General features: G+C 51.9%; 22 protein-coding genes. 18 read left to right on the top strand and 4 right to left on the bottom strand.

Going from position 1 to position 25211, the window contains the following annotated elements; genetic code table 11:
• The first annotated feature begins 270 nt into the window (after positions 1 to 270).
• Positions 271 to 2937: a pyruvate, phosphate dikinase gene (gene ppdK / locus ACGHUK_RS12590; protein ID WP_097774429.1), complete on the top strand. Its 2667-nt coding sequence runs from the start codon at positions 271 to 273 to the stop codon at positions 2935 to 2937.
• 1060 nt (positions 2938 to 3997) lie between these two features.
• Here ppdK and ACGHUK_RS12585 read toward each other — a convergent pair.
• The gene (locus ACGHUK_RS12585; protein WP_390574468.1) at positions 3998 to 4990 is read right to left on the bottom strand and encodes a hypothetical protein; all 993 of its coding nucleotides are present in this window, start codon (positions 4988 to 4990) and stop codon (positions 3998 to 4000) included.
• Positions 4991 to 5215: 225 nt separating this feature from the next.
• Here ACGHUK_RS12585 and ACGHUK_RS12580 point away from each other — a divergent pair, with 225 nt between their 5' ends.
• The 8 genes from ACGHUK_RS12580 (at position 5216) to ACGHUK_RS12545 (ending at position 13772) form a co-directional block, all read left to right on the top strand.
• Positions 5216 to 6037 carry a hypothetical protein gene (locus tag ACGHUK_RS12580; RefSeq protein ID WP_390574467.1) on the top strand — a complete coding sequence of 274 codons (822 nt, stop codon included), beginning with the start codon at positions 5216 to 5218 and terminating at the stop codon, positions 6035 to 6037.
• A 195-nt stretch (positions 6038 to 6232) separates the two neighbouring features.
• A complete protein-coding gene (locus ACGHUK_RS12575; protein WP_390574466.1) occupies positions 6233 to 7438 on the top strand; it encodes an ATP/GTP-binding protein in 1206 nt (401 codons plus the stop codon).
• On the top strand, positions 7435 to 8118 hold the full coding sequence (locus tag ACGHUK_RS12570; protein ID WP_390574465.1) for an RloB family protein: 684 nt from the start codon (positions 7435 to 7437) through the stop codon (positions 8116 to 8118). The genes ACGHUK_RS12575 and ACGHUK_RS12570 overlap by 4 nt, the downstream gene beginning before the upstream one ends.
• A 30-nt stretch (positions 8119 to 8148) precedes the next feature.
• Positions 8149 to 8343: a hypothetical protein gene (locus ACGHUK_RS12565; RefSeq protein WP_015564347.1), complete on the top strand. Its 195-nt coding sequence runs from the start codon at positions 8149 to 8151 to the stop codon at positions 8341 to 8343.
• Positions 8344 to 8817: 474 nt separating this feature from the next.
• Complete coding sequence (locus ACGHUK_RS12560) at positions 8818 to 9645, top strand: PRD domain-containing protein (RefSeq protein WP_390574464.1); 828 nt, start codon at positions 8818 to 8820, stop codon at positions 9643 to 9645.
• Positions 9646 to 9839: 194 nt separating this feature from the next.
• On the top strand, positions 9840 to 11438 hold the full coding sequence (locus tag ACGHUK_RS12555) for a PTS transporter subunit EIIC (RefSeq protein ID WP_390574463.1): 1599 nt from the start codon (positions 9840 to 9842) through the stop codon (positions 11436 to 11438).
• A 56-nt stretch (positions 11439 to 11494) separates the two neighbouring features.
• Positions 11495 to 12922, top strand: coding sequence for a glycoside hydrolase family 1 protein (locus tag ACGHUK_RS12550; protein ID WP_390574462.1), 1428 nt, complete (start codon positions 11495 to 11497; stop codon positions 12920 to 12922).
• Complete coding sequence (locus ACGHUK_RS12545; RefSeq protein ID WP_390574461.1) at positions 12915 to 13772, top strand: YitT family protein; 858 nt, start codon at positions 12915 to 12917, stop codon at positions 13770 to 13772. The genes ACGHUK_RS12550 and ACGHUK_RS12545 overlap by 8 nt, the downstream gene beginning before the upstream one ends.
• 248 nt (positions 13773 to 14020) lie before the next feature.
• Here the strand turns inward: ACGHUK_RS12545 and ACGHUK_RS12540 are convergent, their stop codons facing one another.
• From ACGHUK_RS12540 to ACGHUK_RS12530, 3 genes are all read right to left on the bottom strand, one after another.
• Entirely contained in the window at positions 14021 to 14608 is a 588-nt protein-coding gene (locus ACGHUK_RS12540; protein WP_390574460.1) for an IS3 family transposase, read from the bottom strand.
• 350 nt (positions 14609 to 14958) lie between these two features.
• Positions 14959 to 15585, bottom strand: coding sequence for a bifunctional 4-hydroxy-2-oxoglutarate aldolase/2-dehydro-3-deoxy-phosphogluconate aldolase (locus tag ACGHUK_RS12535; protein ID WP_390574459.1), 627 nt, complete (start codon positions 15583 to 15585; stop codon positions 14959 to 14961).
• Between the two features lie 16 nt (positions 15586 to 15601).
• The gene (locus ACGHUK_RS12530) at positions 15602 to 16549 is read right to left on the bottom strand and encodes a sugar kinase (RefSeq protein ID WP_097774431.1); all 948 of its coding nucleotides are present in this window, start codon (positions 16547 to 16549) and stop codon (positions 15602 to 15604) included.
• Positions 16550 to 16756: 207 nt separating this feature from the next.
• On the opposite strand from ACGHUK_RS12530, the gene ACGHUK_RS12525 reads away from it, so the two are divergent.
• The 9 genes from ACGHUK_RS12525 (at position 16757) to dgoD (ACGHUK_RS12485) (ending at position 25176) form a co-directional block, all read left to right on the top strand.
• Entirely contained in the window at positions 16757 to 17338 is a 582-nt protein-coding gene (locus ACGHUK_RS12525) for a YcxB family protein (protein WP_097774433.1), read from the top strand.
• Positions 17339 to 17392: 54 nt separating this feature from the next.
• A complete protein-coding gene (locus ACGHUK_RS12520) occupies positions 17393 to 18076 on the top strand; it encodes a GntR family transcriptional regulator (RefSeq protein ID WP_390574458.1) in 684 nt (227 codons plus the stop codon).
• A gap of 193 nt (positions 18077 to 18269) precedes the next feature.
• Complete coding sequence (locus ACGHUK_RS12515) at positions 18270 to 19331, top strand: substrate-binding domain-containing protein (protein ID WP_337679237.1); 1062 nt, start codon at positions 18270 to 18272, stop codon at positions 19329 to 19331.
• Positions 19332 to 19414: 83 nt separating this feature from the next.
• A complete protein-coding gene (locus ACGHUK_RS12510; RefSeq protein ID WP_097774436.1) occupies positions 19415 to 19936 on the top strand; it encodes a TRAP transporter small permease in 522 nt (173 codons plus the stop codon).
• Positions 19933 to 21231, top strand: coding sequence for a TRAP transporter large permease (locus tag ACGHUK_RS12505; RefSeq protein WP_390574457.1), 1299 nt, complete (start codon positions 19933 to 19935; stop codon positions 21229 to 21231). The genes ACGHUK_RS12510 and ACGHUK_RS12505 overlap by 4 nt, the downstream gene beginning before the upstream one ends.
• Positions 21232 to 21259: 28 nt before the next feature.
• Complete coding sequence (locus ACGHUK_RS12500) at positions 21260 to 22063, top strand: SDR family NAD(P)-dependent oxidoreductase (protein ID WP_097774437.1); 804 nt, start codon at positions 21260 to 21262, stop codon at positions 22061 to 22063.
• 34 nt (positions 22064 to 22097) lie between these two features.
• Entirely contained in the window at positions 22098 to 22805 is a 708-nt protein-coding gene (locus tag ACGHUK_RS12495) for an MBL fold metallo-hydrolase (RefSeq protein ID WP_390574456.1), read from the top strand.
• A gap of 16 nt (positions 22806 to 22821) precedes the next feature.
• Positions 22822 to 24006: a galactonate dehydratase gene (gene dgoD, locus ACGHUK_RS12490; RefSeq protein WP_390574455.1), complete on the top strand. Its 1185-nt coding sequence runs from the start codon at positions 22822 to 22824 to the stop codon at positions 24004 to 24006.
• Between the two features lie 15 nt (positions 24007 to 24021).
• A complete protein-coding gene (gene dgoD / locus ACGHUK_RS12485; protein WP_097774440.1) occupies positions 24022 to 25176 on the top strand; it encodes a galactonate dehydratase in 1155 nt (384 codons plus the stop codon).
• Positions 25177 to 25211: the final 35 nt, after the last annotated feature.

The following is a 25211-nucleotide window of genomic DNA, read 5'->3' as shown; positions in this document are numbered from 1 at the left end:
ATCCAACAGACGGATAATCCGCATCAGAAAACGAAAAACCTCTCGAACTTTCTCCCATTCTATACTACCTTAAAACTTGGCAAATTTCAAGGGATTTGCATAAAAAATAACAGACAAATTCGGGATTTTGCATGGTGGAAAGGAATGGATTTTCTGGTATAATAGTTTAGCATTCACAAACAATGTTCATCGGTCGAGTTTTTAAGACAAGGCAAACGATGAGACTGCGGTGCAGCTGTGCTGCAGTCACGAATGGGAGGTAAACAACGCATGAGCAAAAAGTATCTGTACTACTTCAGCGAAGGCAATGATGCTTTCGGCGGCGACAAAGTCACCATGAAGAATACTCTGGGCGGCAAGGGTGCTGGTCTGGCAGAAATGACCGCAGCCGGTATGCCGGTGCCGCAGGGTTTCACCATCACCACCGACGCCTGCACCCAGTATTATGCAGACGGCCGTCAGATCAATGACGAGATCACTGCTGATATCTTTGAGCACCTCAAGGGTCTGGAAGAGATCACCGGCAAGAAGTTCGGCGATAACCAGAACCCCCTGCTGGTCTCCGTCCGTTCCGGCGCACGTCAGTCCATGCCCGGCATGATGGACACCATCCTGAACCTGGGCCTGAACGACGAGGCTGTTGAAGGTCTGGCAAAGAAGACCGGCAACGCCCGTTTTGCATACGACTGCTACCGCCGCTTTGTGCAGATGTTCGCGGACGTCGTTATGATGGTCCCGAAGAGCCTGTTCGAGGTCGAGATCGACAAGATGAAGGAAGCCAAGGGCGTCAAGAACGACGTTGACCTGACTGCTGATGACCTGAAGGAACTGGTCGGCACCTTCAAGAAGATCTACGAGGAGAACGAAGGCCGTCCCTTCCCGCAGGATCCCCGTGATCAGCTGATCGAGGCTGTCAAGGCCGTCTTCCGCAGCTGGGACAACCCCCGCGCAAATGTCTATCGTAAGATGAACGAGATCCCCTACGAGTGGGGCACCGCTGTCAACGTGCAGCAGATGGCATTCGGCAACTCCGGCGACCGCTCCGGCACCGGCGTTGCATTCACCCGTGACCCCGCCACCGGCGCTAAGAAGCTGATGGGCGAGTACCTGATCAATGCACAGGGCGAGGACGTTGTGGCCGGCGTGCGCACTCCTTCTCCCATCAGCCACCTGAAGGATCAGATGCCTGAGGTGTACGATCAGTTTGTCGAGATCGCTACCCGTCTGGAGAACTACTTCCGCGATATGCAGGATATGGAGTTCACCATCGAGGACGGCCATCTGTACATGCTGCAGACCCGTAACGGCAAGCGTACCGCTCAGGCTGCTCTGCAGATCGCATGTGATCTGGTGGACGAGGGCATGATCACCGAGCAGGAAGCTGTCCTGCGCGTGGAGCCCAAGCAGCTGGATACCCTGCTGCATCCCCAGTTCGACGCCGCTGCCCTGAAGGCCGCCGAGGTCGTCGGCAAGGGTCTGGCAGCTTCTCCCGGTTCTGCCTGTGGCCAGATCGTCTTTACTGCTGAAGAGGCAGAGGAGATGGTCAAGTCCGGCAAGATGAAGAAGGTCGTTCTGGTCCGTCTGGAGACCAGCCCCGAGGATATCGTGGGCATGCAGGTCTCTCAGGGCATCCTGACCGTCCGCGGCGGCATGACCAGCCACGCAGCCGTTGTTGCCCGTGGTATGGGCACCTGCTGTGTCTCCGGCTGCGGCAATGACAACGAGGTCAAGATCGACGAGGAAGCAAAGACCTTCGAGATCAATGGCCACAAGTTCGCCGAGGGTGACTGGATCTCCATCGACGGCTCTACCGGCAACATCTACGGCGAGCAGGTCGCTACCGTGGCCGCTACCGGCAATAAGAACTTCAACCGCTTCATGGGCTGGGCAGACGCTGCTCGTCAGCTGCTGGTCATGACCAACGCTGATAACCCGCGCGACGCACAGCAGGCAGTGGATCTGGGTGCTGAGGGCATCGGCCTGTGCCGTACCGAGCACATGTTCTTCGCAGAGGATCGCATCAAGGCTGTGCGTGAGATGATCTGCGCACGTACCGTGGAAGAGCGCGAAGCTGCTCTGGCCAAGGTCGAGCCGTTCCAGCAGGGTGACTTCGAGGCCATGTACCGCATCATGGGTGAGCGCCCGATGACCATTCGCTATCTGGATCCGCCTCTGCACGAGTTCCTGCCCACCAAGGACGAGGACATCAAGGAGCTGGCTGCCGATATGGGCATGACCTTTGATGACCTGAAGAACGTGGTTACTTCTCTGCACGAGTTCAACCCCATGATGGGTCACCGTGGCTGCCGTCTGGCTGTTACCTACCCTGAGATCGCTGCGATGCAGACCCGCGCTGTGATCAAGGCTGCTCTGAACGTCTCTGCTGAGACCGGCCATGTGATCACCCCGCACATCATGATCCCGCTGGTTGGCGAGGTCAAGGAGCTGAAGTTCGTCAAGGACGTTGTGGTCAAGGTCGCAGACGAACTGATCGCTGCTGCAGGCGTTGATATGAAGTATCAGGTCGGTACCATGATCGAGATCCCCCGTGCAGCCCTGACTGCCGGCGAGATCGCCAAGGAAGCCGAGTTCTTCAGCTTCGGCACCAACGACCTGACCCAGATGACCTTCGGCTTCAGCCGTGATGATGCCGCCAAGTTCCTGGGCGCATACTACGAGAACAAGATCTACGAGAGCGATCCGTTCCAGCATCTGGATCAGATCGGCGTTGGCAAGCTGGTCAAGATGGCTGCCCACGACGGCCGCGAGACCCGTCCCGATCTGGGTCTGGGCATCTGCGGCGAGCACGGCGGCGACCCCACGAGCGTGGAGTTCTGCCACAATGTCGGTCTGGACTACGTCAGCTGCTCTCCCTTCCGTGTGCCTATCGCACGTCTGGCTGCTGCTCAGGCTGCTATCAAAAATCCCAGAAAGTAAGATTGTTGCATGAAGATGCACTAATCCTGCAAAACATGGGAAGATAAGCGTATGATAAAACCCTCCCCGGTGAAACTGAATGGTTTTGCCGGGGAGGGTTTTGTTTTTTGCAGATTGTAGAAGAAAGATTATGGAAAATAAAGGAAAGAAAAAAAGTAGTTCAAGGAACGATATATCACTTGACCAAGCAATATTACAGTGGATTGTGGATGATTATGATATTTCTGATGAAAAATCCAGAAAAATAGTAGGTAAAAGTGGAGAAAAAAGTAAATTAATAACACGCAAAATGGTAATGAATTATCTAGACAATCGAGGTGTATTAGAAGAAACAGATGAAACGGAATTTATGAGATCGCTTCGAAAGCGTCTTTATTATGCAATTGACACAGTCGTTGGATCAATTCCAATGAAATCGAAAAGTATCAATGCACATGAGCTGCTCAGACAAAAAAGTCAATCAAAAGGACGATTTTATGTGACTTCAGCAAATGCGGAATTTTTTATGTATTTGCTTTGGTGCAATGAAGATAGAGCCGACAATGACGATATTTTGTGGTTAATAAAGAACGAAAGGAATTATGAAGCAAGTGAATGGCTGAAAAATTTGATTAGAGACGGCTTTGATTCATTGATTGAGAACCCTGCAATAGGAATAAAACAAAAAACTGTTGAAAGGCGATGGAAGGAATTATTTGAAGGAGAATTAGCCAAAACCAAAGATGCATTAGAATCATTAAATCTGACGTGGGCATATATAGAAGATCGGAAGAAAATGGCAGGGGATGAATTTGATGAAGAATGGTTTGACTTAATAGTAGGATGTTGTTGGAAGAAATGCATAATAAATGTTTGGCTACAAGCTGTAGAAGCAGGAGTATTGGATGATAGCAGAGAAAAATCAGTGATACCAACGTCGTTGGAAGATGAGATAGCTATAATACGAAGAGAATGTAGTGTCAATTGTACGAATGATATAGTAAAACTTTTGGATGAGAGAATTGCCTTGCAACTAGAAGAACTAGATTTTGAAATTCGGGAAGAAGGCAATAAAACGAACTTATACAAAATGCATGATGAATATCTTATCGGTCGGTTCCGGCTCATCCTGCGCTTCGATATACGCACTGACAAGTTCTTTGGTATCGTCATCAAGGTTGCTTATTTGTACGGCTTTCAGGGCAGTTGGAACGTTATACCACGAATGCTTGCCAAAATAATCGACGGCATACCGATATAGAAAGAGCGGAATATCATCACTGATTTTATCAAAATAATGAAACAGCGCATGATTTCCAAACTGGAACTTTGAAGATTTCGATTCCAACTTATCGTGTTCAAATTCTTTCAGACTGGGGCGCTTTAATTGTATTTCATATCGAACCAGATTTTTTGAGCGCTCCAAATCGTCTGGAGAAATCGGATAGCTCTCCTTTTCGCAATTCAAGAGCTGCTGATGCTTGTCATAGAGTGCAAAATCGTACCACGTTTTTTCAAATTTACAGCTTCGGATCTCATTGTGCTGGTTATAGTGCAGTGCGCGACCTTTCCTGTACGGGTCAACGCTTCCTGAATAACGAATGATTTTTACCATCAGCGAGGGATCGCATTTCACATAGAAGTCTTGTGTAATATCCAACCGGTGCATTTTCCATTTAACAGAATCCTCAATTTCAAGGAGTCCAAGCTGCTCCAATTCATCCAGAAATGCCTGCTCTTGCATGGCCAAACCTTCTGGCGATAAATCTGTTAAACTTAAACGAGATGGATCACCTGCGATTCGAGCGAGGTTCACACCAGATAACGTTATGTATCGCTTCTTAAAATCTGGATAATCTGCCAATGTGATGTTCAAACCACCATCTTTTCTTTTATAAGAGTAGCCTTTTTTCGAGGAGCCATGATACGGAATCCGATAGTATTTTCCAGCGGATACCATTTTTTGAATTGCCATAAATATAGTGCGCTTTGCTTCGCAATCGGTATACGTTCCATTCACTTCAAACGTATGAATGGAAGGTGCTAAAAGTGGGAGCTTCTTTGCCATTGTCATAAAAACACCTCTTTTTGTGATTTATCAGGATGTTATGAATCAAATAGAAATTGATCAGGAGGAACAACTACTATAAAAACGCATAGCATTCTATCTGGTGATTTATGACACTGTTATCCATAGATCGATATCTAATAGGATGATAATAAACTGCTTTTTGGGATTTCTTATAGGGCGATTTGATCAAAGGCAGCGTATTTTCGATCTCTGCCCTTCAAATTCATTATGCCGAATGGAAAAATCATTACAGGCTGCAATAAATCCAGTTTCGACATTTTGGATGGTTTTCGTCCGATCAGAATCGAAGTCCGAAGCGGACGGGTCGTTTTCACAATCGAACTGGAACGGAACATCACGATTCTGCGAGGGGACAGCGCCACCGGAAAAACAACGCTGGTGGAGATGCTGCAAGCATACGAGACCTATGGCAGACAGAGCGGCGTAACAGTGAGCTGTGATAAACCGTGCCGGGTGCTGTCGGGTGTTAACTGGGAGTTGCAGTTGAATGCGACCCATGACAGCATTGTGTTTGTGGATGAAGGCAGTACCTTTGTTTCGAGTTTGGACTTTGCCCGTGCGATTCAGCATTCAGACAACTACTATGTGCTGGTCACAAGAGAAGATTTGAGCACTCTGCCGTACAGCGTAAACGCCATTCTGGAACTGAAAAAGACCACCAGCCGCTTCAAACGGACTTATAACAAGGCATACCCGGTCTATGACTCACTGACAGCCAGCAATGTGCAGCTGGAAGGTGTCGAAAAGCTGTTGACAGAAGATGCAAATTCCGGGTATCAGCTGTTTACAAAAGTCGGCGAGAAATACGGAATTGACTGTATCCCTGCGGCGGGCAAAGATAATATCAAACAAAAAATCTTCCCAATGAAATCCGAGAAGGTTCTGGTAATTGCGGATGGTGCGGCGTTTGGCCCGCAGATGAATGATATTTATGCATACGACCCCGATACAGAGGAAGAAGCGGGCCAATGCATGGATGAAGTGATTCAGATTGCAGAGGAAAGCGGCGCCGAAATTCAGTTCTACTAAAAGATAATCATAAGCGACCATAAGGCGGAGCTTTTGCGCAGATAAAATGCTGCGGGAAGCTCCGTTTTTTGTATAAATGAAAACTTTTTACTCTTCGGTTTCGCTCTATAAAACTTATATAAGAACGAAATTTTCTAAAATGCTGGAATAAAAATTGAAAATGAGGTATACTAATAACAGGAAGGAGTTGAAAGAATGCTTTGCCAATTTTCTTTTCAGAATTTTAAGTCTTATAAGGATGAAACAACATTTGATTTCCGTGCAATGGCAATTCCGGAGTTTCAGGATGCCTTGATTCGGCAGGAGAAAGCGGAAGATTTGCTTCCGGTCAGCGCGGTCTATGGCCCTAATGGTGGCGGTAAGACAAATCTGCTTCAGGCATTCTTTTGCCTGATTAACCTTGTCGTAAAGCCAATCCATGCGCTGGAGAAGAATCGACAGCCTATGATCTTCCAGCAGGGCAGCAGTGTGGCTCCTTTTATGCTGGATGAAAACTCTGTAAATGAGCCTACGATTTTTCAGGTGTTTTTCCGTGTAGGCGAGAAGGAGTACCAGTATTATATTTCTCTCAAGGAAGAAATTGTTTTTGAGTCTCTGCTGTGGCGCACACTTGGTGGCAAGAAGACGGGCCTGATTTTTGAGCGAGACGGTCAGAAGATTGAATTGGGCGCGAGCATCAGTAAGGCGAGCATCAATCTGGATGTCAATCCGAAGATGCCGTACCTTTCTTTTTTGGCAATCAATTATAATATTCCTGTGATTGCAGAAGTGCAGAATTGGTTTGAATCCTGTATTACGCAGAGCTACGCGAACCCCAGAGCAGAAAACATTGTGCTGGTGTCCAAGAATGAAGCAACCAAGGAAAGACTGATTCATGCGCTGAATGATGTAGGCATTGATTTGTCTGGCTATCGTTATGATGAGGATAGCAAGCACCTGTTTACGCAGAGAACAATCAACGGCAAGGTCTACGAGCTTCCCTTTGAAGCGGAGTCGGATGGAACCAAGAAAATGATTGCAGCCTTGCCGGTTCTGATGGTAGCATTGCAGGAAGGCCGCACAGTGGTTGTGGACGAATTGGATGCCAAGCTGCATCCGAAGCTGCTCCGGTATGTGATTCAGATGTTCAAGAACCCGGAACTGAACAAGAAGGGCGCACAACTGCTATTCAGTTCTCACGACCTGACTACGATGAAGAATACAGTTTTCCGTCGTGATGAAATTTGGTTTGCCGCAATGAATGACAATCATGAGAGCGAGATTTATTCGCTTTACGAATTCCGACAGGAGGACAATACTCGCGTCAAGAGCACAGCGGCCTTTGACAAGCAGTATCTGGAAGGCCGATATGGTGCAGACCCCTACCTTTCTAATATGCTGACAGGGAGGGATTGGGCATGAGTCTGAAACCTCCGAAAAAGAGTGACCTTGGAAAAAGCTGGATGAAGAATCGCCGTGATAAAGCGAGGATGATTCAGCCGGAATACCACTTGATTGCATCTGAAGGTACAGAAACCGAGCCGCAGTATTTTGGCGCAATTCAGAAAATCATCAATGCTAAGTACCGTGATAGAATCCAGCTAAAGGTAGAGGGCATTGGCGATAATACGGTGAATTTGTTGATGAAAGTTCGTCAATACGTTCAGAATAACGGCATTGTGTTTAAGCACATCTGGATTGTCTATGACACAGATGATTTTCCGGCAGAAAATATCGACATGGTAGCACAGCTGTGCGAAGAATACAATGCACAAAGTGAGACGATTTACCATGCTGTATGGTCGAACCAGTGCGTAGAACTGTGGTATTTGCTGCATTTTATGTATATGGATACTGATATTGACAGATCTCGTTACTGGCCGAAGCTGAGCGATTGGCTGAAAAACATTGGTGCAGGGAGTTACGAGAAGAACCGCCCGGATATGTATGAAGTGCTGCGACCTTACATGGACATTGCGATTGCCAATGCAAAGCGATTGGACAAGCAAAATGAAGGACGGAAGCCCTCTGAGTCAGCACCCGGAACGAAAGTTTACGAACTGGTTGAGATGTTGAGACCTTATCTTTTGGACACGCAGTGACTTTGACGCTGGAAAGGAGGCCCACGCAATATGTGTGATGTGCTTGATAAAGTGGAAAACAGAGGCATCGAAAAAGGCATCGTGAAAGGCGAAAGCCGTGGTGAAAACAAAATGGCTCTGTTGGTGAAGAAGCTTCTTGACCAGAATCGCATTGACGATGTAAAGAGGGCTTCCGAAGATGAAAAGAGCCGTGCGGAGTTGATGAAAGAGCTTGGAATCAACTGAAAATTGAAAACCGCGATGTGTCGTTATTCCGAACGCTCTGTAATTTTGGCACCCGCCCAGGCTGCGATTAAGTCTCCCCGGAAATAAAATCTGATAGGACAAAGAAGAAAAAAGCTCTTGGCTTCTGTAATGGAGGCCAAGAGCTTTTTTGCATCTTGTTTTGTAAGCGGAAAGAGGTTCCAATAATAGAAAAGAAAGCGTACATCGGTCGAATAAGGTGGTGGATTTATGAATGGTTTAAAGTTAAAAGAAGAAGTATTTATGCACAAAAAATGATCGATAAAATTGTAAAAAAGGCGAATGGAATCTCTATGAATTTTATGTTAACATCTTATTACAACACGTGATTCCTCGGAAGCGTCAGTTGTACTTGTGAACAAAGGATAGTGCTCGGTAGAGTGTCTATACCTGCAGGTATAATTATGACTGCAGTCCGAGGCTTTTTCTTTATCCGAAACGGAGAGGGTGGGTGCTATGCGAATTGTTCGGAAAATCAATAACAGTGCCGCTGTTGCTCAGGACTCCCGCGGGAAGGAACTGATCGTGATTGGTAAGGGCATCGGGTTTCCGGCGGTTCCATACGAACTGACGGATATGTCGCGGATAGACCGCACGTTTTACGATATCGACCCGCGTTATTTTGAGATGATCAGTACTCTTCCGCAGGAGATTCTTCTGGCGAGTGCCGACATTACAGAAGATGCGCAGGTCGTACTGAATACGACCCTTAACTCTAACCTGCCGCTGACACTGGCCGACCACCTGAACTTTGCGGTGGAGCGCTTTCGCAGCGGGTTGAACCTGACGATCCCCATTGCCTATGATATCCGTCATCTGTACCCCAATGAGTTTGATCTGGGCGTAAAAGCATTGGATATCCTGAAGGAATACACGGGGGTCTCACTTCCGGATTCCGAAGCGGTCAGCATTGCAATGCATTTGATCAATGCTGAAATCGAAAACAGCGAGATCCATTCCCTCGTAAAGGCGTTGGAGATTCAGGAAGGCGTGGAGTCCATTGTGGAGCGGGAAATGAACCTGAAACTGGATAAGGACAGCTACAGTTACTATCGGTTCACGATGCATATCCGCTATCTCATCCAACGGCTGATGAGCGGTACTCAGAGCGAAACGGGGAGTGGCAGCATGGTAAAGATGCTGGCCAATGATTACCCTAAAACATATATCTGTGCTAAAAAGATTGCGGCTTTCTTGCAAAAGCAGGAGAATTGGTGCTGTAATGATGAGGAGCTTCTCTATTTGATGTTGCATATCAACCGCGTCTGCCAGAAAAATATATAAACAGCTTCCGTTGCTTGGAGCGGCACTCGCCATTTGCGGGACGTGATCCGGGAACAGAGCGCATCCGACCTGAAAACGCTTGCGTTTTCAGGTAGTTTGAAGGCGCTTTGTGCCCGGATCTTTTATTACATATTGAATGAATAGCGGTGCAGGGCCCGCATCGTTTTTCAGATAAAAAATCAGGAGGATTAGCCATGAAACAGGATGCATTCTTTCAAACTATCATACATCACATCGGTGGTGAAGGCAATGTTGCACGAAAACGTTTTGACGGAGAGCACCTGTATGTCACTGTGAAAGACAGCGGTATGGCAGATCTAGAAGAACTGAACCGTTTGGATGGGGTTTTCGGTACGGAACTGAACCGGAACATTCTGTCCGTTACCATCCAGGAAGATTTTTTGGAGGATGTTACAATGGCAAAAGATTTCAAACAGCTGGCGCAGAATATCATGACGTTGGCTGGAGCAAAGGAAAATGTTACTTCCGTATTTCACTGCATGACCCGTCTGCGCATGACGGTCAAGGACGTCAAGAAGGTAGACCAGAAAGCTATCAATGATCTGGACGGTGTGTTGGGCGTCACCTATCAGGGCGGTCAGCTGCAGGTCATCATCGGCAAGGATCTGCTGAAGGTTTATGAAGAGGTGCTGAAGCTGGGCTACAGCGATGGCGGCGCTGTGGACGAAAAACTGGACGGTGACCTGAAAGGCGAAAAGATTTCGGTTGGGCAGGCAGTGATTGGTTACATTTCCGCTGCCGTACAGCCTATGGTTCCGGCACTGATCGGCGGCGGTATGATCAAGGTGTTCCTGCTGCTGATCTCCAAGGTTTATGCTCCCTTTGCGGACAGTTCTACTTATACGCTGCTGAGCATCGTGGGCAATGCGGTATTTTATTTCATGCCCATTTTGGTCGCTTATGGAGCGGCCAAGAAACTGGGTGCGACCCCCACGTATTCCATGGTCGTGGCCGGTGCACTGGTCGCTCCTGAATGGACGGCTATTGTAAGTGCTGGCAATCCAGTCACCATGTTTGGTATCAATGTTGCCCTGAAAGGATACGGCAGTTCTCTGCTTCCTGCGCTGCTGCTGGCAATCGTTGCGTATTATGTGGAAAAATTCCTGAACAAAGTGATCCCCGGCGTGTTCAAGCCTATCTTTGTCGGTACGTTGACAATGGCCGCCACCTATGCCGTCTCGATCCTTGCACTGGCGCCTCTGGGTCAGCTGGCAGGTACCTATGTCACCGCCGCGATCCTGTGGTTGTATAACATTGCAGGCCCCATCACGGTTGCTCTGTTTACGGCTCTGTTCCCCTATATGGTCATGACCGGTATGCACATGACCTTGGGAGCTCCCATGATCCAGCTGCTGTCGGAAACTGGTTTTGATCCCCTGTTCCGCCCCGGTATGCTGCTGTCCAACATGGCAGAAGGCGGCGCTTCTCTGGGTATCGCTATCAAGGCAAAGGACAAGGCAATCAAATCCGAAGCACTGTCCGTTGCAGTGGGCTGCATCTTTGCTAGTGTGACCGAGCCGGCCATTTACGGTTTTAACCTGCCGCTGAAGAAACCTATGTGGGCTGTTTCCCTCGGCGGCGCCATCGGTGGTGTCGTGGCCGCTCTGCTGGGTGCCCATAACTACGAGTATGGTTCTTCTTCCCTGTTTGCCCTGCCGATCTTTGAGGATACCATCGTGGCTATGGTTATTGCAATCATCGTGACGATCGTAGCATCCTGTGTACTTACGATTCTCTTTGGCTTTGACGAGGAAATCTTGAAGAAACACTGATCTCAAAATTTTGTTCGCCCCGGGGAGCGCATGCGTCCCGGGGCGTTGGAGGTATTATGAAACTTAAGTCCAATTTTTTGTGGGGTGGAGCACTTGCGGCTAACCAGTGCGAGGGTGCCTGGCAGGAAGACGGCAGGCTGCCTGCGTCTGCTGACTTTCTGCCGGATGCAGCCCACGGCAGATGGAATGCCATGCTGCATCCGGGAAACATTCTGGAAACGCGGTACGATTATTATCCTAGTCGGGAAGCAATTGATTTTTATCATCGATACAAAGAGGATATCCGCCTTCTTGCAGAGAGCGGGATCAAGGCGCTGCGTTTGTCCATTTCATGGACGCGGATCTATCCGACCGGGGAAGAGAACGCCCCGAACGAAGATGGCCTGCGTTTTTACGAGGAACTGTTTACGGAGTGTTGTAGGTACGGGATAGAGCCGGTGGTCACCCTGTGCCACTTTGATGTGCCGGAAGCCCTGATCCGGAAATATGGTGCCTGGGCAGACCGCAGGCTGATTGCACTGTATGAAAAATATGCTGCCACCGTGTTTGACCGCTACCGGAATCTGGTAAAATACTGGATGACCTTCAATGAGATCAACATGATCACCCACATCCCTTATCTGGGCGGTGGCCTGCTGGTGGACAAGGACGACCCGGAGTTCAACCAGATCGTGTACAATGCCGCGCATAACCAGCTGGTGGCAAGTGCCTGCGCGGTGCGGATCGGTAAAAAAATCAATCCGAATTTCCAAATTGGATGCATGATGGCGGCCGGAAGCTTTTATCCCTATTCCTGTAACCCCAATGATGTGATGGAAGCACGTATCAGTAACAACAAAAATTACATTTTTCCGGATGTCCAATTGAACGGCTGTTACTCCGGATTCGCCCGGAATTACTTTGCAAAATTGGGCATCACGCTGGACGAACAGCCGGGTGATGACGAACTTCTGGCTCAGAACACCTGCGATTTTCTGGGATTCAGTTACTATTCCTCCAGGCTGATCTCCACGGATCCGGAGCATCTGAAAAATGTGGCGGATGGCAACGCCATTACTACCCTGCGCAACCCGTATCTGCAGATCACGAAATGGGGACGTCAGATCGACCCGGTCGGCCTGCGCGTGACCATGAATGATCTGTATGATCGCTATCACAAGCCGTTGTTCATTGTGGAAAACGGTTTGGGCGTGGAGGATACTCTGGAAGTGGACGGTTCCGTCCATGACCCCTACCGGGTGGAGTATCTCGATGCTCATATCACCCAGATGAAAAAAGCCGTTCTGGAGGACGGCATTCCCTGCATGGGATATCTGGTCTGGGGCATCATCGATCTGGTCAGCGCGGGCGGCGGTGAAATGGATAAGCGGTACGGACTGGTCTATGTAAATAAACATAACGACGGCACCGGAGACCTCGCCCGCTACAAAAAAGATTCTTTTGGTTGGTATGCACAGAAGATTCGGGAAGAGTGCTATGAATAAAGCGTATAAGCAGTATTTTGATCTGATATTTGGCTCTACACTACTGACTCTGGGTATCTACCTGTTTGTCACCCCCAATGGTATCAACTTTGGCGGTGTGATTGGCCTGGCTCAGATTATAGAGTTTTTTCTGCGTAGGTTCATTGCAATCCGCAGTGATGCAAACCTTGTTGGCATGATCAATTTACTCATCAATGTACCGCTGTTCCTGATAGGATACCGGGTCATGAGCCGCAGGTTCTGCATTAAAACCATGCTCTCGGTAGCAGTGCAGACGTTGCTTCTCTCAGTACTTCCGCCGCTCAAAGCACCCCTTGTGGAGGATGTGCTGCTAAACTGTATCTTCGGCGCTATTCTCTGTGGTGTAGGTGTCGGCTATGCGCTGCGGGGCAGTGGGTGCTGTGGCGGCATGGACATTGCATGCATGTGTCTGGTAAAGAAATACCCGGATTTTAAAAGCGGACGGCTTTCTATTTATGTCAATGCGGTTCTCTTTTCGGTCTGCCTATTCCTTTTTGATTTGGAAACTACGATGTACTCCATCATCTTTGTGGCAATTCTGTATACGGTGGCAGATAGGTTTCACGATCAGAACATCAATGTGGCGGCCCTGATATTTACGGATGTTTCCACTGTGCAGACTGAAATCCTGCAGAAGATGGGACGCGGCGTCACCTTCTGGAACGGATACGGTGCGTACACCAACCACCCTAAGAAGATCCTTTTCTGTGCCGTGAACAAGTATGAAATCGGGGAGCTGCAGGAAATTATTCACGAGCAAGATCCCAGTGCCTTCGTCACATTCTTTGTAGGTCCTCTGGTCCATGGCGGATTTGAAAAAAGGCTATGAGATTGAGGGTAATCGCATAGAACAAATGAAGCGAGGAACGCTCTGTAATTTTGGCACCTGCTCAGGCTGCCATCAAAAATCCGAGGAAATAAGATTTCCCCTGTGGTATAAGATAGCCTAAAAGCGAATCAAGCCCCTTGGTTTCTGTAATGGAATGAGGTGCACTCCGTCAAGTAGATAGAAAAAATAATACAAGATTTTTTTCGCCGTTTTCATAAGGAAACGGCGATTTTGTGTGCAAATCGTTATCAGGCCCCCCGGTTCATGGCACTGACATGAGCCTGCATTGGTGTTTGGATGAACAGGCGGTGCTGGTAGCGGCGATTGTTGTAATAGTCAATGTAGTTCTCAATCGTTGAAAAGAGACTTTCCCGGCTAAATGTATGTCCATAGTAACATTCTCGTTTGAGGATACCCCAGAAGCCTTCCATCGGGCCATTGTCAATGCAGCGTCCCACGCGAGACATACTTGGCGTCAGACCAGCGTCCAGCAGTTTCTTGTGGAAGATTCGGCTGGTGTACTGGTACCCGCGGTCACTGTGGAGCATAGGATGTGCATTTGGATTTTCCTGAACTGCCTTGTCAAAAGTGTCAAAGACCAGCTTGTTGCTGGTCAGAATGCCATAATCCTTTTCCAGATCATCCCGAATCCGGCGGTGGCCCTTATCCGAGTGTTCTGTGTAAATCTGCTGGATCGCTGCTGAAATCTTCTCGTTTTCAAGCTCATGCTGACTTTTGGGATGGTTTAGCCATTTGTAATAGAATGAACGTGCAATATGTGCGAGCGGACACAAATCCTGAATCGAATATCCTTTTTCTTCATGCAGGATTTTCACTGTCTGGTACCGGAACAGAAGTCTCGTCAGGCTCAGAGATTCCCCCTCTCCAACTCTTGCAATTTTTTTAATACGTCATTCTCCATTTGCGCTAAATAGAGCTGTCGTTTCAATGTGGCAACTTCTAATTTGAGTCGTTCCTCTTCTGTCCGTGGAATGTAATCTTTCTTGTGCCGTCCACGGTGATCTTTTAAGGCAGATTCTCCGTTTTCTTTGTAACAGGAAGCCGGGGCATTTTTTTGTTGGTTAGCTTGCTCAATTCAAAACCACCGGCTTAGCCGGTGGTTTTGAATTGAGCTTTGATGTTCCGAACGCGCAAGCGACAAAATATACATGCAATGATTTCCGGGTCAGCCCTTTGCTTTGGCGGCAAGGGCGTGCACATACGCCGCACAGGCGTCCCAGTCGCGGGCGGCAACCTTGTCCTTCGGCATCAGGCTGCTGGCAAGGCCCACGCCAAGGCAGCCCGCCCGGCGGAACTCCTGAATATTATCCGGTGTTACACCGCCGATGGCAATGTAGTGTGTGTCGTTATACGGGCCCTTCAGGTCTTTGACATAGCTGCGGGGCATGTCACCAGCCGGGAACAACTTCATCGTTTGAAAGCCGTACTGCAGGCTCACCGCCACATCGGTAGGGGTCAGCACGCCGGGCAGCAGCATCACGTCCCGGTCACGGCAGAAGGCTAGCACATCCGGCGGGGTGCCCGGTGTCAGCAGGAACTGTGCACCGGCGTCCAGTGCGGTCTGTGCACACTCGACGGAGATGGCGGTACCCGCACCGACCAGACATTTGCTGCCGTAGGTTTTGTGCAGCAGGGTGATCTGCTCCAATGCGTCCGGGCTGTTCAGGGCCACTTCAAACACCTTTACGCCGCCCCTGAGGATGGCTCCCGCATAGTTCAGCGTGATCTCTTTGGGTACATTGCGCAGGATGGCAAGCAGCGGGTTCTGGGCAAACACTTCGTACATATCCATAAGACGGTTCTCCTTTCTAGCGGTAAATGGTGCTGCTTCCGTTCAGAATGGCATCCATCCGAGCAGCATCCGGGCAACCCTCCACATCGCCGGGCACTTCGGTGGCAAGGGCCCCGCACACCGCGCCCATGCGGCCTGCCTGTTCCAGCGTGCGTCCCTGCAAAAGGCCTGCCAGCACACCGGCGTTGAAGCCGTCGCCTGCACCGATGGGGTCGATGCAGCGGCAGGGATAGGGTTCCAGCCGGATGCACTGGTTCCGGTCGGCGATCCATGCACCGCGGCTGCCGTCCTTGAACGCTGCCACTTCGGTATGGCCTACGGCAAACAACCCTGCGCAAAGCTGCTCCACGTTCCGGGTGCCGAATAGCACTTCCGCCTCGTCCAGCCCCATCAATACGATCTCGGCACGGGTCGTCAGCTGCCGGAGCAGGGGCGTGTAATCCCGGCCGTTCCACAGCTTTTGGCGGATGTTGGGGTCAAAGCTCACCCTGGCACCATATTTTTGCGCCAGACGGATGGCGGCCTGCACCGTCTCGGCACAGCTTTCGCTCAGCACCGGTGTAATGCCGCTCAGGTGCAGGATGCGGCAGCCGCGGAACAATGCTTCGTCCAGATCCTGCGGGGTCATGTGGCTGGCAGCGCTGTTTTCGCGGTAGTAAAACACGCTGCTCTCGCCAGAGCCGGTCTGCTTGAACATCACACCGGTGCGGTGGGCGGGGTCAAAGTGCACACCGCTGCAGTCCACGCCTTCGGCCCGGATCTGATTGCGGATGTACTGCCCAAATTCATCCGCCCCCAGGCGGCTGATCCAGGCGGCAGACACGCCAAGTTTTGCAGCACCGATGGCAGTGTTGCTCTCAGCCCCTGCAATGCGGAGACTGTAGTTTGGCACATAGCGCAGCGGGCCCGTGCGGTCCGGTGCAAAAGCGGCCATGGTTTCGCCAAGGGTCAGGCATTCCGGCATTATGATCCACTCCTTTTTCGATATTTTATTCAGGTACTTCCATTTTAGCAAAAAGAATGGTAAAATACAATTGGATTTGATCAAATATCAAATTTTCTTTTTTCGAAAATCCGAAAAAGATGCCGAAAGACCACTCCGGTTTGATTTCTTATTTTTCTTATGCTACAATAAAAACAACATGTTTGATCAGAAAGGCATGGCCGCTTTATGAAACATGAAAAACAGCAGTCCGTTCTTTTTACAGCCGAACTCCAGCACAGTGAGGAGACCTTCTACCGTCTGGCACGGGTGCAGGCACAGCTGTATGGAGCCCTTGGAAAGGTGTTTGTGATTTTTTGCGGCTTTGCCTTGATCGCAGCGGCACTGTTTGCGCTGCAGGAGAGCACAGGCCGGCTTGTGCTGCTGTTTTTTGGCTGTTGGACCATCAGCTGCTCGGCGCTTCCGGCAAGGCGGACAGCGGAACGCCTTGTGCGTGCAGCAAACGGGAATTTTCCGCATACGGTCTACAAATTCTGCGCAGATACGCTGTATGTGACGGCATATGACAAAACGACAGAGGTTCAGCTTTCGGCAGTTAACGGCTTTTATTCGGATGCGGCGTACTGGTATCTGTTTTTGAACAGCAGCAGCGCATACATGGTGCCCAAGAGTTCACTGCAGCCGGCACGTCCAGAGGCGTTTGAAGCGTTTCTGGAAGAAAGAACCGGCTGCACAAGGGAAAATGTGCCTTCCTTTGTTACGCTGCGGGCCCTGCGGCGCAGTGCAGGGGTGCTTTTTCATAAGGGGTAAGCAGGGCAGCGGCCCAAAATCTGCAAAAATCTGAGAGAAACGAGGATAATTCGTGTGAAAAAGGAAGTGGAAGCTGGATTTGGCGCAACCATTGCCAACCGTGTGGCGGATCAGCTGCGGGATGATATTGTAAGCCATCGGATCAAGCCGGGCAGCAGGATCACGGCAAAAGAGATCGCGGACAAATACGGCGTGAGCAGTATGCCGGTCCGGGAGGCGTTCAGTATGCTGTGCGGTGAAAACCTGCTGGAAATGAACCCTTACCGGGGTGCGACCGTGATCGCAGTCACGCCGGAACTGGTTGCACAGCTCAACGACCTGCAGTATGCGCTGGAAAGCCTTTTGATCGAGCTTTCGATGAAAAAAGGCTATTCGGAAGAGCTTTTGCACCAGCTGGAAGATGTGAATGCACAGATGGCGGCACTGACGGAAAAGGACTGGCGCGAAAAGCGTACCCCGCTGAACATGAAGTTTCATATGCTGGCCTATTCGCCCTGTGCAGATCACATGGCTTACCAGCTTTTTGCGCGGAACATCAAGCAACTGGCCTTCATCCGCAAGTATCACGAGGTGGACTATCAGCGGATGAGCCAGTCGGTGTGGGAGCACAGCCAGCTGATCCATGCTATCCGCAACAACGACGTGATCTCGGCGGTCACGATCGTCAAGCTGCACACTCTGAACTCCAAACAGTATGCTCTGACAGAAAACTTTGAAGAGGAACAGAAAGAAAACTGAGCAATCTTTATAAAGGCCTGATTTGATCGCATCCTGTCCTCGAATAGGCTGAAATGCCCAGATTCTGTGAACATAATATTTTATTTTTGATATTTTTGTATTGACAAACGGCAAAAATACGCGTAAAATAGAATCAAAGATTTGATAAAATATCAAATCCGGACAGAAACAGACCATACAGGAGGAGAATACTATGAAAAAGATCACGCGCCGCACGTTCATGAAAGTTATGGGCACTACCGCCGCTGCCGTCGGTCTGTCTGCCTGCGGCGGCTCCGCGGGCAGCACCGCTGCCTCCGCATCCAACGCAGCTTCTTCGACAGCAGTTTCTGCACCGGCCGCGGCCGAAGCACTTACCTTTAAAGTTGCCTATTCTGAGTCGGAAGACAGCATTTACGGCGAAGTGATCAATGCGGCCTTTGACGAGATTGCCTCCAAAACGGAAGGCCGCGTGGCGTTTGATGTCTACCCCAACAACGCGCTGGGCTCCATTACCGATATGCTGGAGCAGATGCGCGCCGGCGCACCCATGATCTGCTCCATGGGCTTTGATAATCTGGGCGATGTGGTGTCGGACTTTGCACCCGCATCCTTCCCGTATGTGTTCAACAGCCTCTACGAGGTGCAGGCTCTGGCAAAGTCTGACTGGATCGCCGGTATTGAGAGCGAACTGGTCAAGCAGGACATCCAGCCGCTGTGCTACGGTGCCATCGGCTACCGCCATTTCATCAGCACCTTCAAGATCGAAAAGGCAGCCGACTGTGCCGGCCACATCATGCGCATGGGCCCCTCCTCTGCAGCGCAGGGCTTCATCACCGTCATGAACGGCACCCCCACTACCTCTACCTGGGCCGATAACTACTCGCTGCTGCAGACGGGTGTGATCGAGTCCTGCGAGGCTCCGCTGTCCCTGCTGCTCAGCTCTTCGCTGAACGAGGTGTGCAAGTACCTGTGCCTGTCCGGCCACTTTGTGAACCCGTTCTCCCTGTGCATGAACCCCACCTACTGGGATCAGATCTCCGCCGAGGACCAGCAGACCATCAAGAGCGTGCTGACCGACGCCTGTGTTGAGATGGCAGACCAGTCCATGGCCAAGGAAGACGAGTTCGTACAGCAGTTCAAGGATCTGGGCGTGACCGTGAGCGAGGCAGATAAGGCATCCTTTGCAGCCGTTGTGCCGGATCTGTTCACGCTGCTGGGTCTTGACCCCTCCATTTACGATACGATCCGTGCGGCCATCGAGGCCAACACCTGATCTTCTGCAAGAAAAACGGATGCCGCCTGAGCAAATGCCTTCAGGCGGCATTTCTGGAATAAAACGAGAAAGGAGGAGATTCCATGGCGCAGGATTCTCCCAAAAAGAACTCCACAGCAAAGTGGATCGTGATTCATATCCCGGAGCTGATTGCTTCGGTGGCACTGGTTTTTGCCATCACCCTTACCGTAATCAATGTGTTTACACGGTACTGCCTGCATTTTACCATCAAGGGCTCGGATGAATATGTGTGCATCGCGTTTGCGTGGATGGTATTTCCGGGCACTGCGGCTGCATACCGCCGCCACATGCATTACGGCGTCGATCTTCTGGTCAACGCATTCCCGCACAAGGTGCGCTGCATCGTTGATGTGGTGGTGCAGCTGATCATCACGGTCATCATGGCCATCTGCACCTATCTTACATGGATCCTGATCCAGAATGTTGGCAGCAAGATCATGACGGCCACCCGCATTTCCTACCGTGTGCTGGACAGCGGGATGCTGGTGGGCTTTGTCCTGATGACGATTTACGCCGTTGTGTTTCTGGTGCAGGCCGTCCGCTGCCTGCCCGCGAAACTCAAGGAAGGGGGGCCGACGGAATGAACATCAATATCTGGCTTCCGCTTTTGTGCATCGTGGCGCTAGCTATGTTCAATGTGCCCATCTGGCTGGCCCTTCTGGGCGGCGCACTGCCGTACTTCCTGATCCTTCAGCCCACCCTGCCCGTTCAGATCGCGGTGCAGCGCGTGGTGGCCGTTACCGAAACTTCGTCTTACCTGGCGATCCCGTTCTTCATCACGGCGGGTGCCATTATGAACTACGCGGGTATTTCCAGCAGGCTTCTGGATCTGGCGGACGGCCTTGTGGGCCATCTGACCGGCGGCCTTGGCCATGTGAACATTCTGCTTTCCGTTCTGATGGGCGGCGTTTCCGGCTCAGCAGCCGCAGACGCCTCCATGGAAGCAAAGATTCTTGTGCCGGAAATGCTCAAGCGCGGCTACGATGAAGAGTTCAGCGCAGCCATTACCATCGCTTCCTCGCTGATCACCCCCATCATCCCGCCGGGCATGGGCCTGATCGTGTTCTCGTTTGCCACCCAGATCTCGGTGGGACGTATGTTTGCAGCGGGCTATGTGCCCGGCCTGCTGTGCATGGTGTTCATGATGATCTACGTGTACATCGTCTCCAAAAAGCACGGCTATAAGGGCTCCCGCGATAAAATGGCATCTCCCAGAGAGCTGCTGCACCTGCTGCGGCAGGCATTCTGGGCCATGCTGATCCCCTTTGGCATCCTGCTGGGCCTGCGCGGCGGCATGTTCACGGCCACCGAGGCCGGTGCCATCTGTGCATGGTACTCGCTGTTCATTGGTGTTGTGATCTACAAAGAGATCAAGTGGTCCCACATCTGGACGATCCTCAAGGAGTCTGTGCTGGGCACTGCCACCGTTATGATCCTTATCTGTGCGGCAGGCGCACTGTCCTACTTTATGACCTACGAGCGTGTGCCCCAGGCCCTGGCCGAAACTATGCTCAGCATGAACCTGACCAAGGTCTCCTTCCTCCTCATGACCAACGTGATTCTGCTGATCATCGGTATGTTCATGGAAGGCGGTCCGGCCCAGATCATTCTTGGACCGCTGCTCATGCCCATTGCGATCCAGCTTGGCATCGACCCCATCCAGTTCGGCATCATGTTCGTGTTCAACCTGGGCATCGGCAATATGTCGCCGCCGTTTGGCATCGTGCTGTATCAGGTCTCCGGCCTGATGGGCCTCAAGTTCACCAAGGTGGCAAAGGCCTGTATGCCGTTCATTGCCATTATGCTGCTGGTGCTGGCGATCATTGCCTTCTGCCCGAAGCTGATCCTCTTCCTGCCGAACCTGCTGTACGGTGCTTGAGAAAACTGAAAAAAGGAGAGCAAGCCTTATGAACAAGATGGTTGTTGTGACCGGTGCGACCACCGGAACCGGATATTGTGTGGCACAAAAGTTTGCAGCCAACGGCTATGATGTCTGCATTACCAGCCGGGATCAGGCCCGCGCACAGGAAGCTGCCGCCCGCCTGAAAGCAGAGAACGACGGGAAGATCGAGACCTTTGGCTACGGGCTGGAAGTGCTGGACGAGCCGCAGATGGCGGCCATGTTCGACGATTTAAAGCAGAAAGGCCATCTGGTAAGCACCCTTGTGCTGGTGGCCGCAAACATGGGCATCAACATGCCCAACTTCCTTGAGGTGGATTTCAAGGACTGGATCCGTGTGATCGATACCAACATCGGCTGGAACTTCATGTTCTGCCGTCAGGCCGCGAAGCACATGCTGCAGCTGGGCGGCGGTGCCATTGTGGTGATCGGTTCGGTCAACGGCATCCGCACCACCAAGAACCGCAGTGCATACTGCACCTCCAAGTCCGGCCTGCACGGTTTAGCCCGCAACCTGGCTGTGGAGCTTGGCCCCTGCCACATCCGTGTCAATACGGTGGTGGCCGGCGGCATCAAGACGGCGCGGTACTATGCACGCCCGGAGATCCAGAACTCGCCGCACAACAAAAACCCGCTGGGGGATATTGCGGAGTTCCAGGACATTGCAAACGCAGCCTACTTCCTGGCCGACAACGAGCAGGCCCGCATCATTACCGGCGCAGAGCTGGCAGTGGACGGCGGCAGCCTTGCACAGTTCGTCTACGAAGAGGAAGGCATCAAGCTTTCGGACGGTACCGTGATCGCGGACTGACCCGGAACTGGAATACAGACAAAGGAGCTTGCATATGAAGTGCATCTGGCTGGGACAGGCTGGTTTTTTGTTCATCACCCACGGCGGGACCACGGTGATGATCGACCCCTATCTTTCCAATACGCTGGAAGAAGAGCAGGGCCCGGCCTATCACCGGCAGGTGCCTGTCCAGCCGGAATTCCTTTGTACGCCGGATGTTCTTCTGATCACCCACAGTCATGCCGATCATATGGACTTTGGCACGCTGGATGTACTGTTTGAGAAGGTGCACAGGCCGCTCACAGTGCTTGCCGCCGAAAAAGCGTTCTGGGCTATGCGTCAGCGCTACGGAGGCAAGGCTGAGTTCGTGCTCATGACGCCCGGTACCGAGGTGACGCTGGCAGACATGCATTTTACAGCGGTGTCGGCGGCACACAGCGACCCAAGCTCCATTGGCTTTGTGCTGGAAGCGGACGGGGTATTCATCTGGCATACCGGCGATACGCTGTTCCACCGTTCTCTTCTGGCCCAGCGCCCGGCGGTGGTCGATCTTCTGATCCTGCCCATCAACGGAAAAGGCAATAACATGAACGCTGTGGACGCGGTCCGCCTGACCCGCATCCTGCAGCCTGCGTATGTGCTGCCGATGCACTGGGATCTGTTTTCTACGTTTGGCTGCGCCGTGCAGCCCTTTGCCGACCTGCTGGCGCAGGACCCGGTGCGTGTTCTGATCCCTGCACACTACACGGAATTTGTTTTATAAAGGGAGTGATTTGCGTTTGAAGATCACAGATATCAAAACCTTTAATGTTTATACCTACCGCACGAATTATGTGTTTGTGAAGATTGAGACCGACGAAGGCATTTCCGGCATTGGCGAAGGCACGCTGGAATACAAGGAACATGCCCTTCTGGGTGCCATTGAAGACCTGAAGCGGGTGCTGATCGGCCAGGATCCGCGTGAGGTGGAACGGATCTGCCACGAACTGTACCGCGACTCCTACTGGCGTGTGGGCCCGGTGCTGCAAAGCGCCATTTCGGCACTGAACATTGCCATGTGGGACATCAAGGCCAAGGCCCTGCAGGTGCCGCTGTACGAGCTGCTGGGCGGCAAGGTGCGCGACAGTGTGCGCATGTATGCCAACGTCTGGTTTGCCGGTGCAAAGGAGCCGGACGAGTTTGCCGCTGCCGCCAAAAAGGCTGTGGCAATGGGCGTCACGGCCCTCAAGTGGGACCCCTTTGGCAAGGCATATCTCTACATGGACAATCAGGAGTTTTTCCATGCCATCGAGATTGTGGAAGCGGTGCGTGCTGCTGTGGGCAGCAGCGTCGATCTGCTGATCGAGGGGCATGGCCGCTTTGATGTGGCCACTGGCATCCGCATTGCCAACGCCCTGAAACCCTTTGACCCCATGTTTTTTGAGGAACCCACCCCGCCGGACAGTCTGGATGCACTGGCCGAGGTGCACCGCAAGTCGCCGGTGCCCATTGCGGCGGGTGAGCGCATTTACAGCGTCACCCAGTTCCAGCAGTTCCTAGAAAAAGGCTGTGCCGACTTCGTGCAGCCGGATGTGAGCCACTGCGGCGGCATTTCGGCCGTAAAAAAGATGGCAGCCATGGCAGAGCCCTATTATGTGGCGCTGGCCCCGCACAACCCCAGCGGGCCGGTGGCCAATGCGGCCACACTGCATCTGGCAGCATCCACGCCGGGCTTCCGCATTCTGGAGATCTGCCTGACCGATGTCAACTGGCGCGGGGAGCTGACAAATGAGCACGTTGTGTTCGACCATGGCAAGATCCGCATCCCGGAGGGCGTGGGCCTTGGCCTTGCCCTCAACGAGGAAAACTGCGCAAAATATCCCTTCCAGCCGGTGAACCTACGGCATTACAAGGGCACCCTGACCAATGTGCGGCCGGCGGGTGCAAGCTCGTATTATTTTGATGGACTTCCTGCCGTGGACTAAAGGAGGCTGAGCGCTTTGAAGATCACAGATCTTGAGCTGTTCTACCTGCAGCCGCGCTGGCTGTTTTTGAAGATCTCCACCGACGAGGGCATCTGCGGCTGGGGCGAACCCATTGTGGAGGGTCGTGCACACACCGTGGCCGCCGCTGTGGAAGAATACCGCCCGGTGCTGATCGGTGCAGACCCGTGCAAAATCGAGCATCTGGTGCAGCTGATGTACCGCGGCACCTATTACCGCGGAGGGCCGGTGTTCATGAGTGCCATCTCCGGCATCGAGCAGGCTTTGTGGGACATCAAAGGCAAGTATTACCACATGCCGATCTACGAAATGCTGGGCGGTGCCTGCCGGGACCGGGTGCGGATGTACGGCCACCTGAAGCCTGCAGCCATCGCCGGGGATTTCCCGGTGGAGGAAATGCTGAAAATTGCAGACCAGCGTCTGGCCGAAGGTTTTACTGCCGTAAAATATTCGGTCATCCCGCCCATCCGGCCGCTGGATAACCTGGAAATGCTCCACGCCATTGTGGACCGCTTTGCGGCGGTACGCCAGCGTGTGGGCAGCAAGGTGGACATCGCCGTGGATTTTCATGGCCGTGTGAGTTCGTCCATGTCCATCCGGGTGCTCAAGGAGCTGGAACCCTATTATCCGCTGTTTGTGGAAGAGCCTGTTCTGCCGGAAAACACCGAAGAAATGGTGCGTGTTGCACGCAGCACGTCCATCCCCATTGCAGCCGGCGAGCGGCTGTTCGGGCGCTTTGGCTTCCGCAGGCTGATCGAGCAGCAGGCAGTGTCTGTAGTCCAGCCGGACCTGTGCCACTGCGGCGGCATTTTTGAGGCACGCAAGATCGCAGCCATGGCGGAGACCTACTACATGCAGGTGGCCCCGCACAACCCGCTGGGCCCCATCTCGCTGGCGGCCTGCCTGCAGCTGGATGCCTGCATCCCGAACCTGCTGGCGCAGGAGCACCCGGCCATGCCGAACCGGCAGGATCTGGGCGTCGGCATCCTGAAAAAGCCCTTCGTGATCGAGAGCGATGGCTGCATCCGTGTTCCAACCGGGGACGGCCTTGGCATCGAGGTGGACGAGCAGGCTATGGCAAAGCTGGTGTCGGACGGGCACTGGGACACGCCGCACCTTTTCTTTGAGGACGGCAGCGTTGCCGACTGGTAAGTTTGCAAAAACGGCAGATACAGCCTTGGCTGCCT

The organism is Faecalibacterium sp. i25-0019-C1 (assembly GCF_042854225.1).
Taxonomy (GTDB): Bacteria; Bacillota; Clostridia; order Oscillospirales; family Ruminococcaceae; genus Faecalibacterium; species Faecalibacterium taiwanense.
The sequence above is the reverse complement of the archived record's forward strand: the minus strand, read 5'-3'. Positions and strand labels throughout refer to the sequence as shown.

Bases quoted from the DNA above. Each gene is read 5' to 3' on its own strand.
- ppdK (WP_097774429.1), top strand. From the start codon at position 271: ATGAGCAAAAAGTATCTGTACTACTTCAGCGAAGGCAATGATGCTTTC.
- ACGHUK_RS12585 (WP_390574468.1), bottom strand. From the start codon at position 4,990: ATGACAATGGCAAAGAAGCTCCCACTTTTAGCACCTTCCATTCATACG.
- ACGHUK_RS12580 (WP_390574467.1), top strand. From the start codon at position 5,216: ATGCCGAATGGAAAAATCATTACAGGCTGCAATAAATCCAGTTTCGAC.
- ACGHUK_RS12575 (WP_390574466.1), top strand. From the start codon at position 6,233: ATGCTTTGCCAATTTTCTTTTCAGAATTTTAAGTCTTATAAGGATGAA.
- ACGHUK_RS12570 (WP_390574465.1), top strand. From the start codon at position 7,435: ATGAGTCTGAAACCTCCGAAAAAGAGTGACCTTGGAAAAAGCTGGATG.
- ACGHUK_RS12565 (WP_015564347.1), top strand. From the start codon at position 8,149: ATGTGTGATGTGCTTGATAAAGTGGAAAACAGAGGCATCGAAAAAGGC.
- ACGHUK_RS12560 (WP_390574464.1), top strand. From the start codon at position 8,818: ATGCGAATTGTTCGGAAAATCAATAACAGTGCCGCTGTTGCTCAGGAC.
- ACGHUK_RS12555 (WP_390574463.1), top strand. From the start codon at position 9,840: ATGAAACAGGATGCATTCTTTCAAACTATCATACATCACATCGGTGGT.
- ACGHUK_RS12550 (WP_390574462.1), top strand. From the start codon at position 11,495: ATGAAACTTAAGTCCAATTTTTTGTGGGGTGGAGCACTTGCGGCTAAC.
- ACGHUK_RS12545 (WP_390574461.1), top strand. From the start codon at position 12,915: ATGAATAAAGCGTATAAGCAGTATTTTGATCTGATATTTGGCTCTACA.
- ACGHUK_RS12535 (WP_390574459.1), bottom strand. From the start codon at position 15,585: ATGGATATGTACGAAGTGTTTGCCCAGAACCCGCTGCTTGCCATCCTG.
- ACGHUK_RS12530 (WP_097774431.1), bottom strand. From the start codon at position 16,549: ATGCCGGAATGCCTGACCCTTGGCGAAACCATGGCCGCTTTTGCACCG.
- ACGHUK_RS12525 (WP_097774433.1), top strand. From the start codon at position 16,757: ATGAAACATGAAAAACAGCAGTCCGTTCTTTTTACAGCCGAACTCCAG.
- ACGHUK_RS12515 (WP_337679237.1), top strand. From the start codon at position 18,270: ATGAAAAAGATCACGCGCCGCACGTTCATGAAAGTTATGGGCACTACC.
- ACGHUK_RS12510 (WP_097774436.1), top strand. From the start codon at position 19,415: ATGGCGCAGGATTCTCCCAAAAAGAACTCCACAGCAAAGTGGATCGTG.
- ACGHUK_RS12505 (WP_390574457.1), top strand. From the start codon at position 19,933: ATGAACATCAATATCTGGCTTCCGCTTTTGTGCATCGTGGCGCTAGCT.
- ACGHUK_RS12500 (WP_097774437.1), top strand. From the start codon at position 21,260: ATGAACAAGATGGTTGTTGTGACCGGTGCGACCACCGGAACCGGATAT.
- ACGHUK_RS12495 (WP_390574456.1), top strand. From the start codon at position 22,098: ATGAAGTGCATCTGGCTGGGACAGGCTGGTTTTTTGTTCATCACCCAC.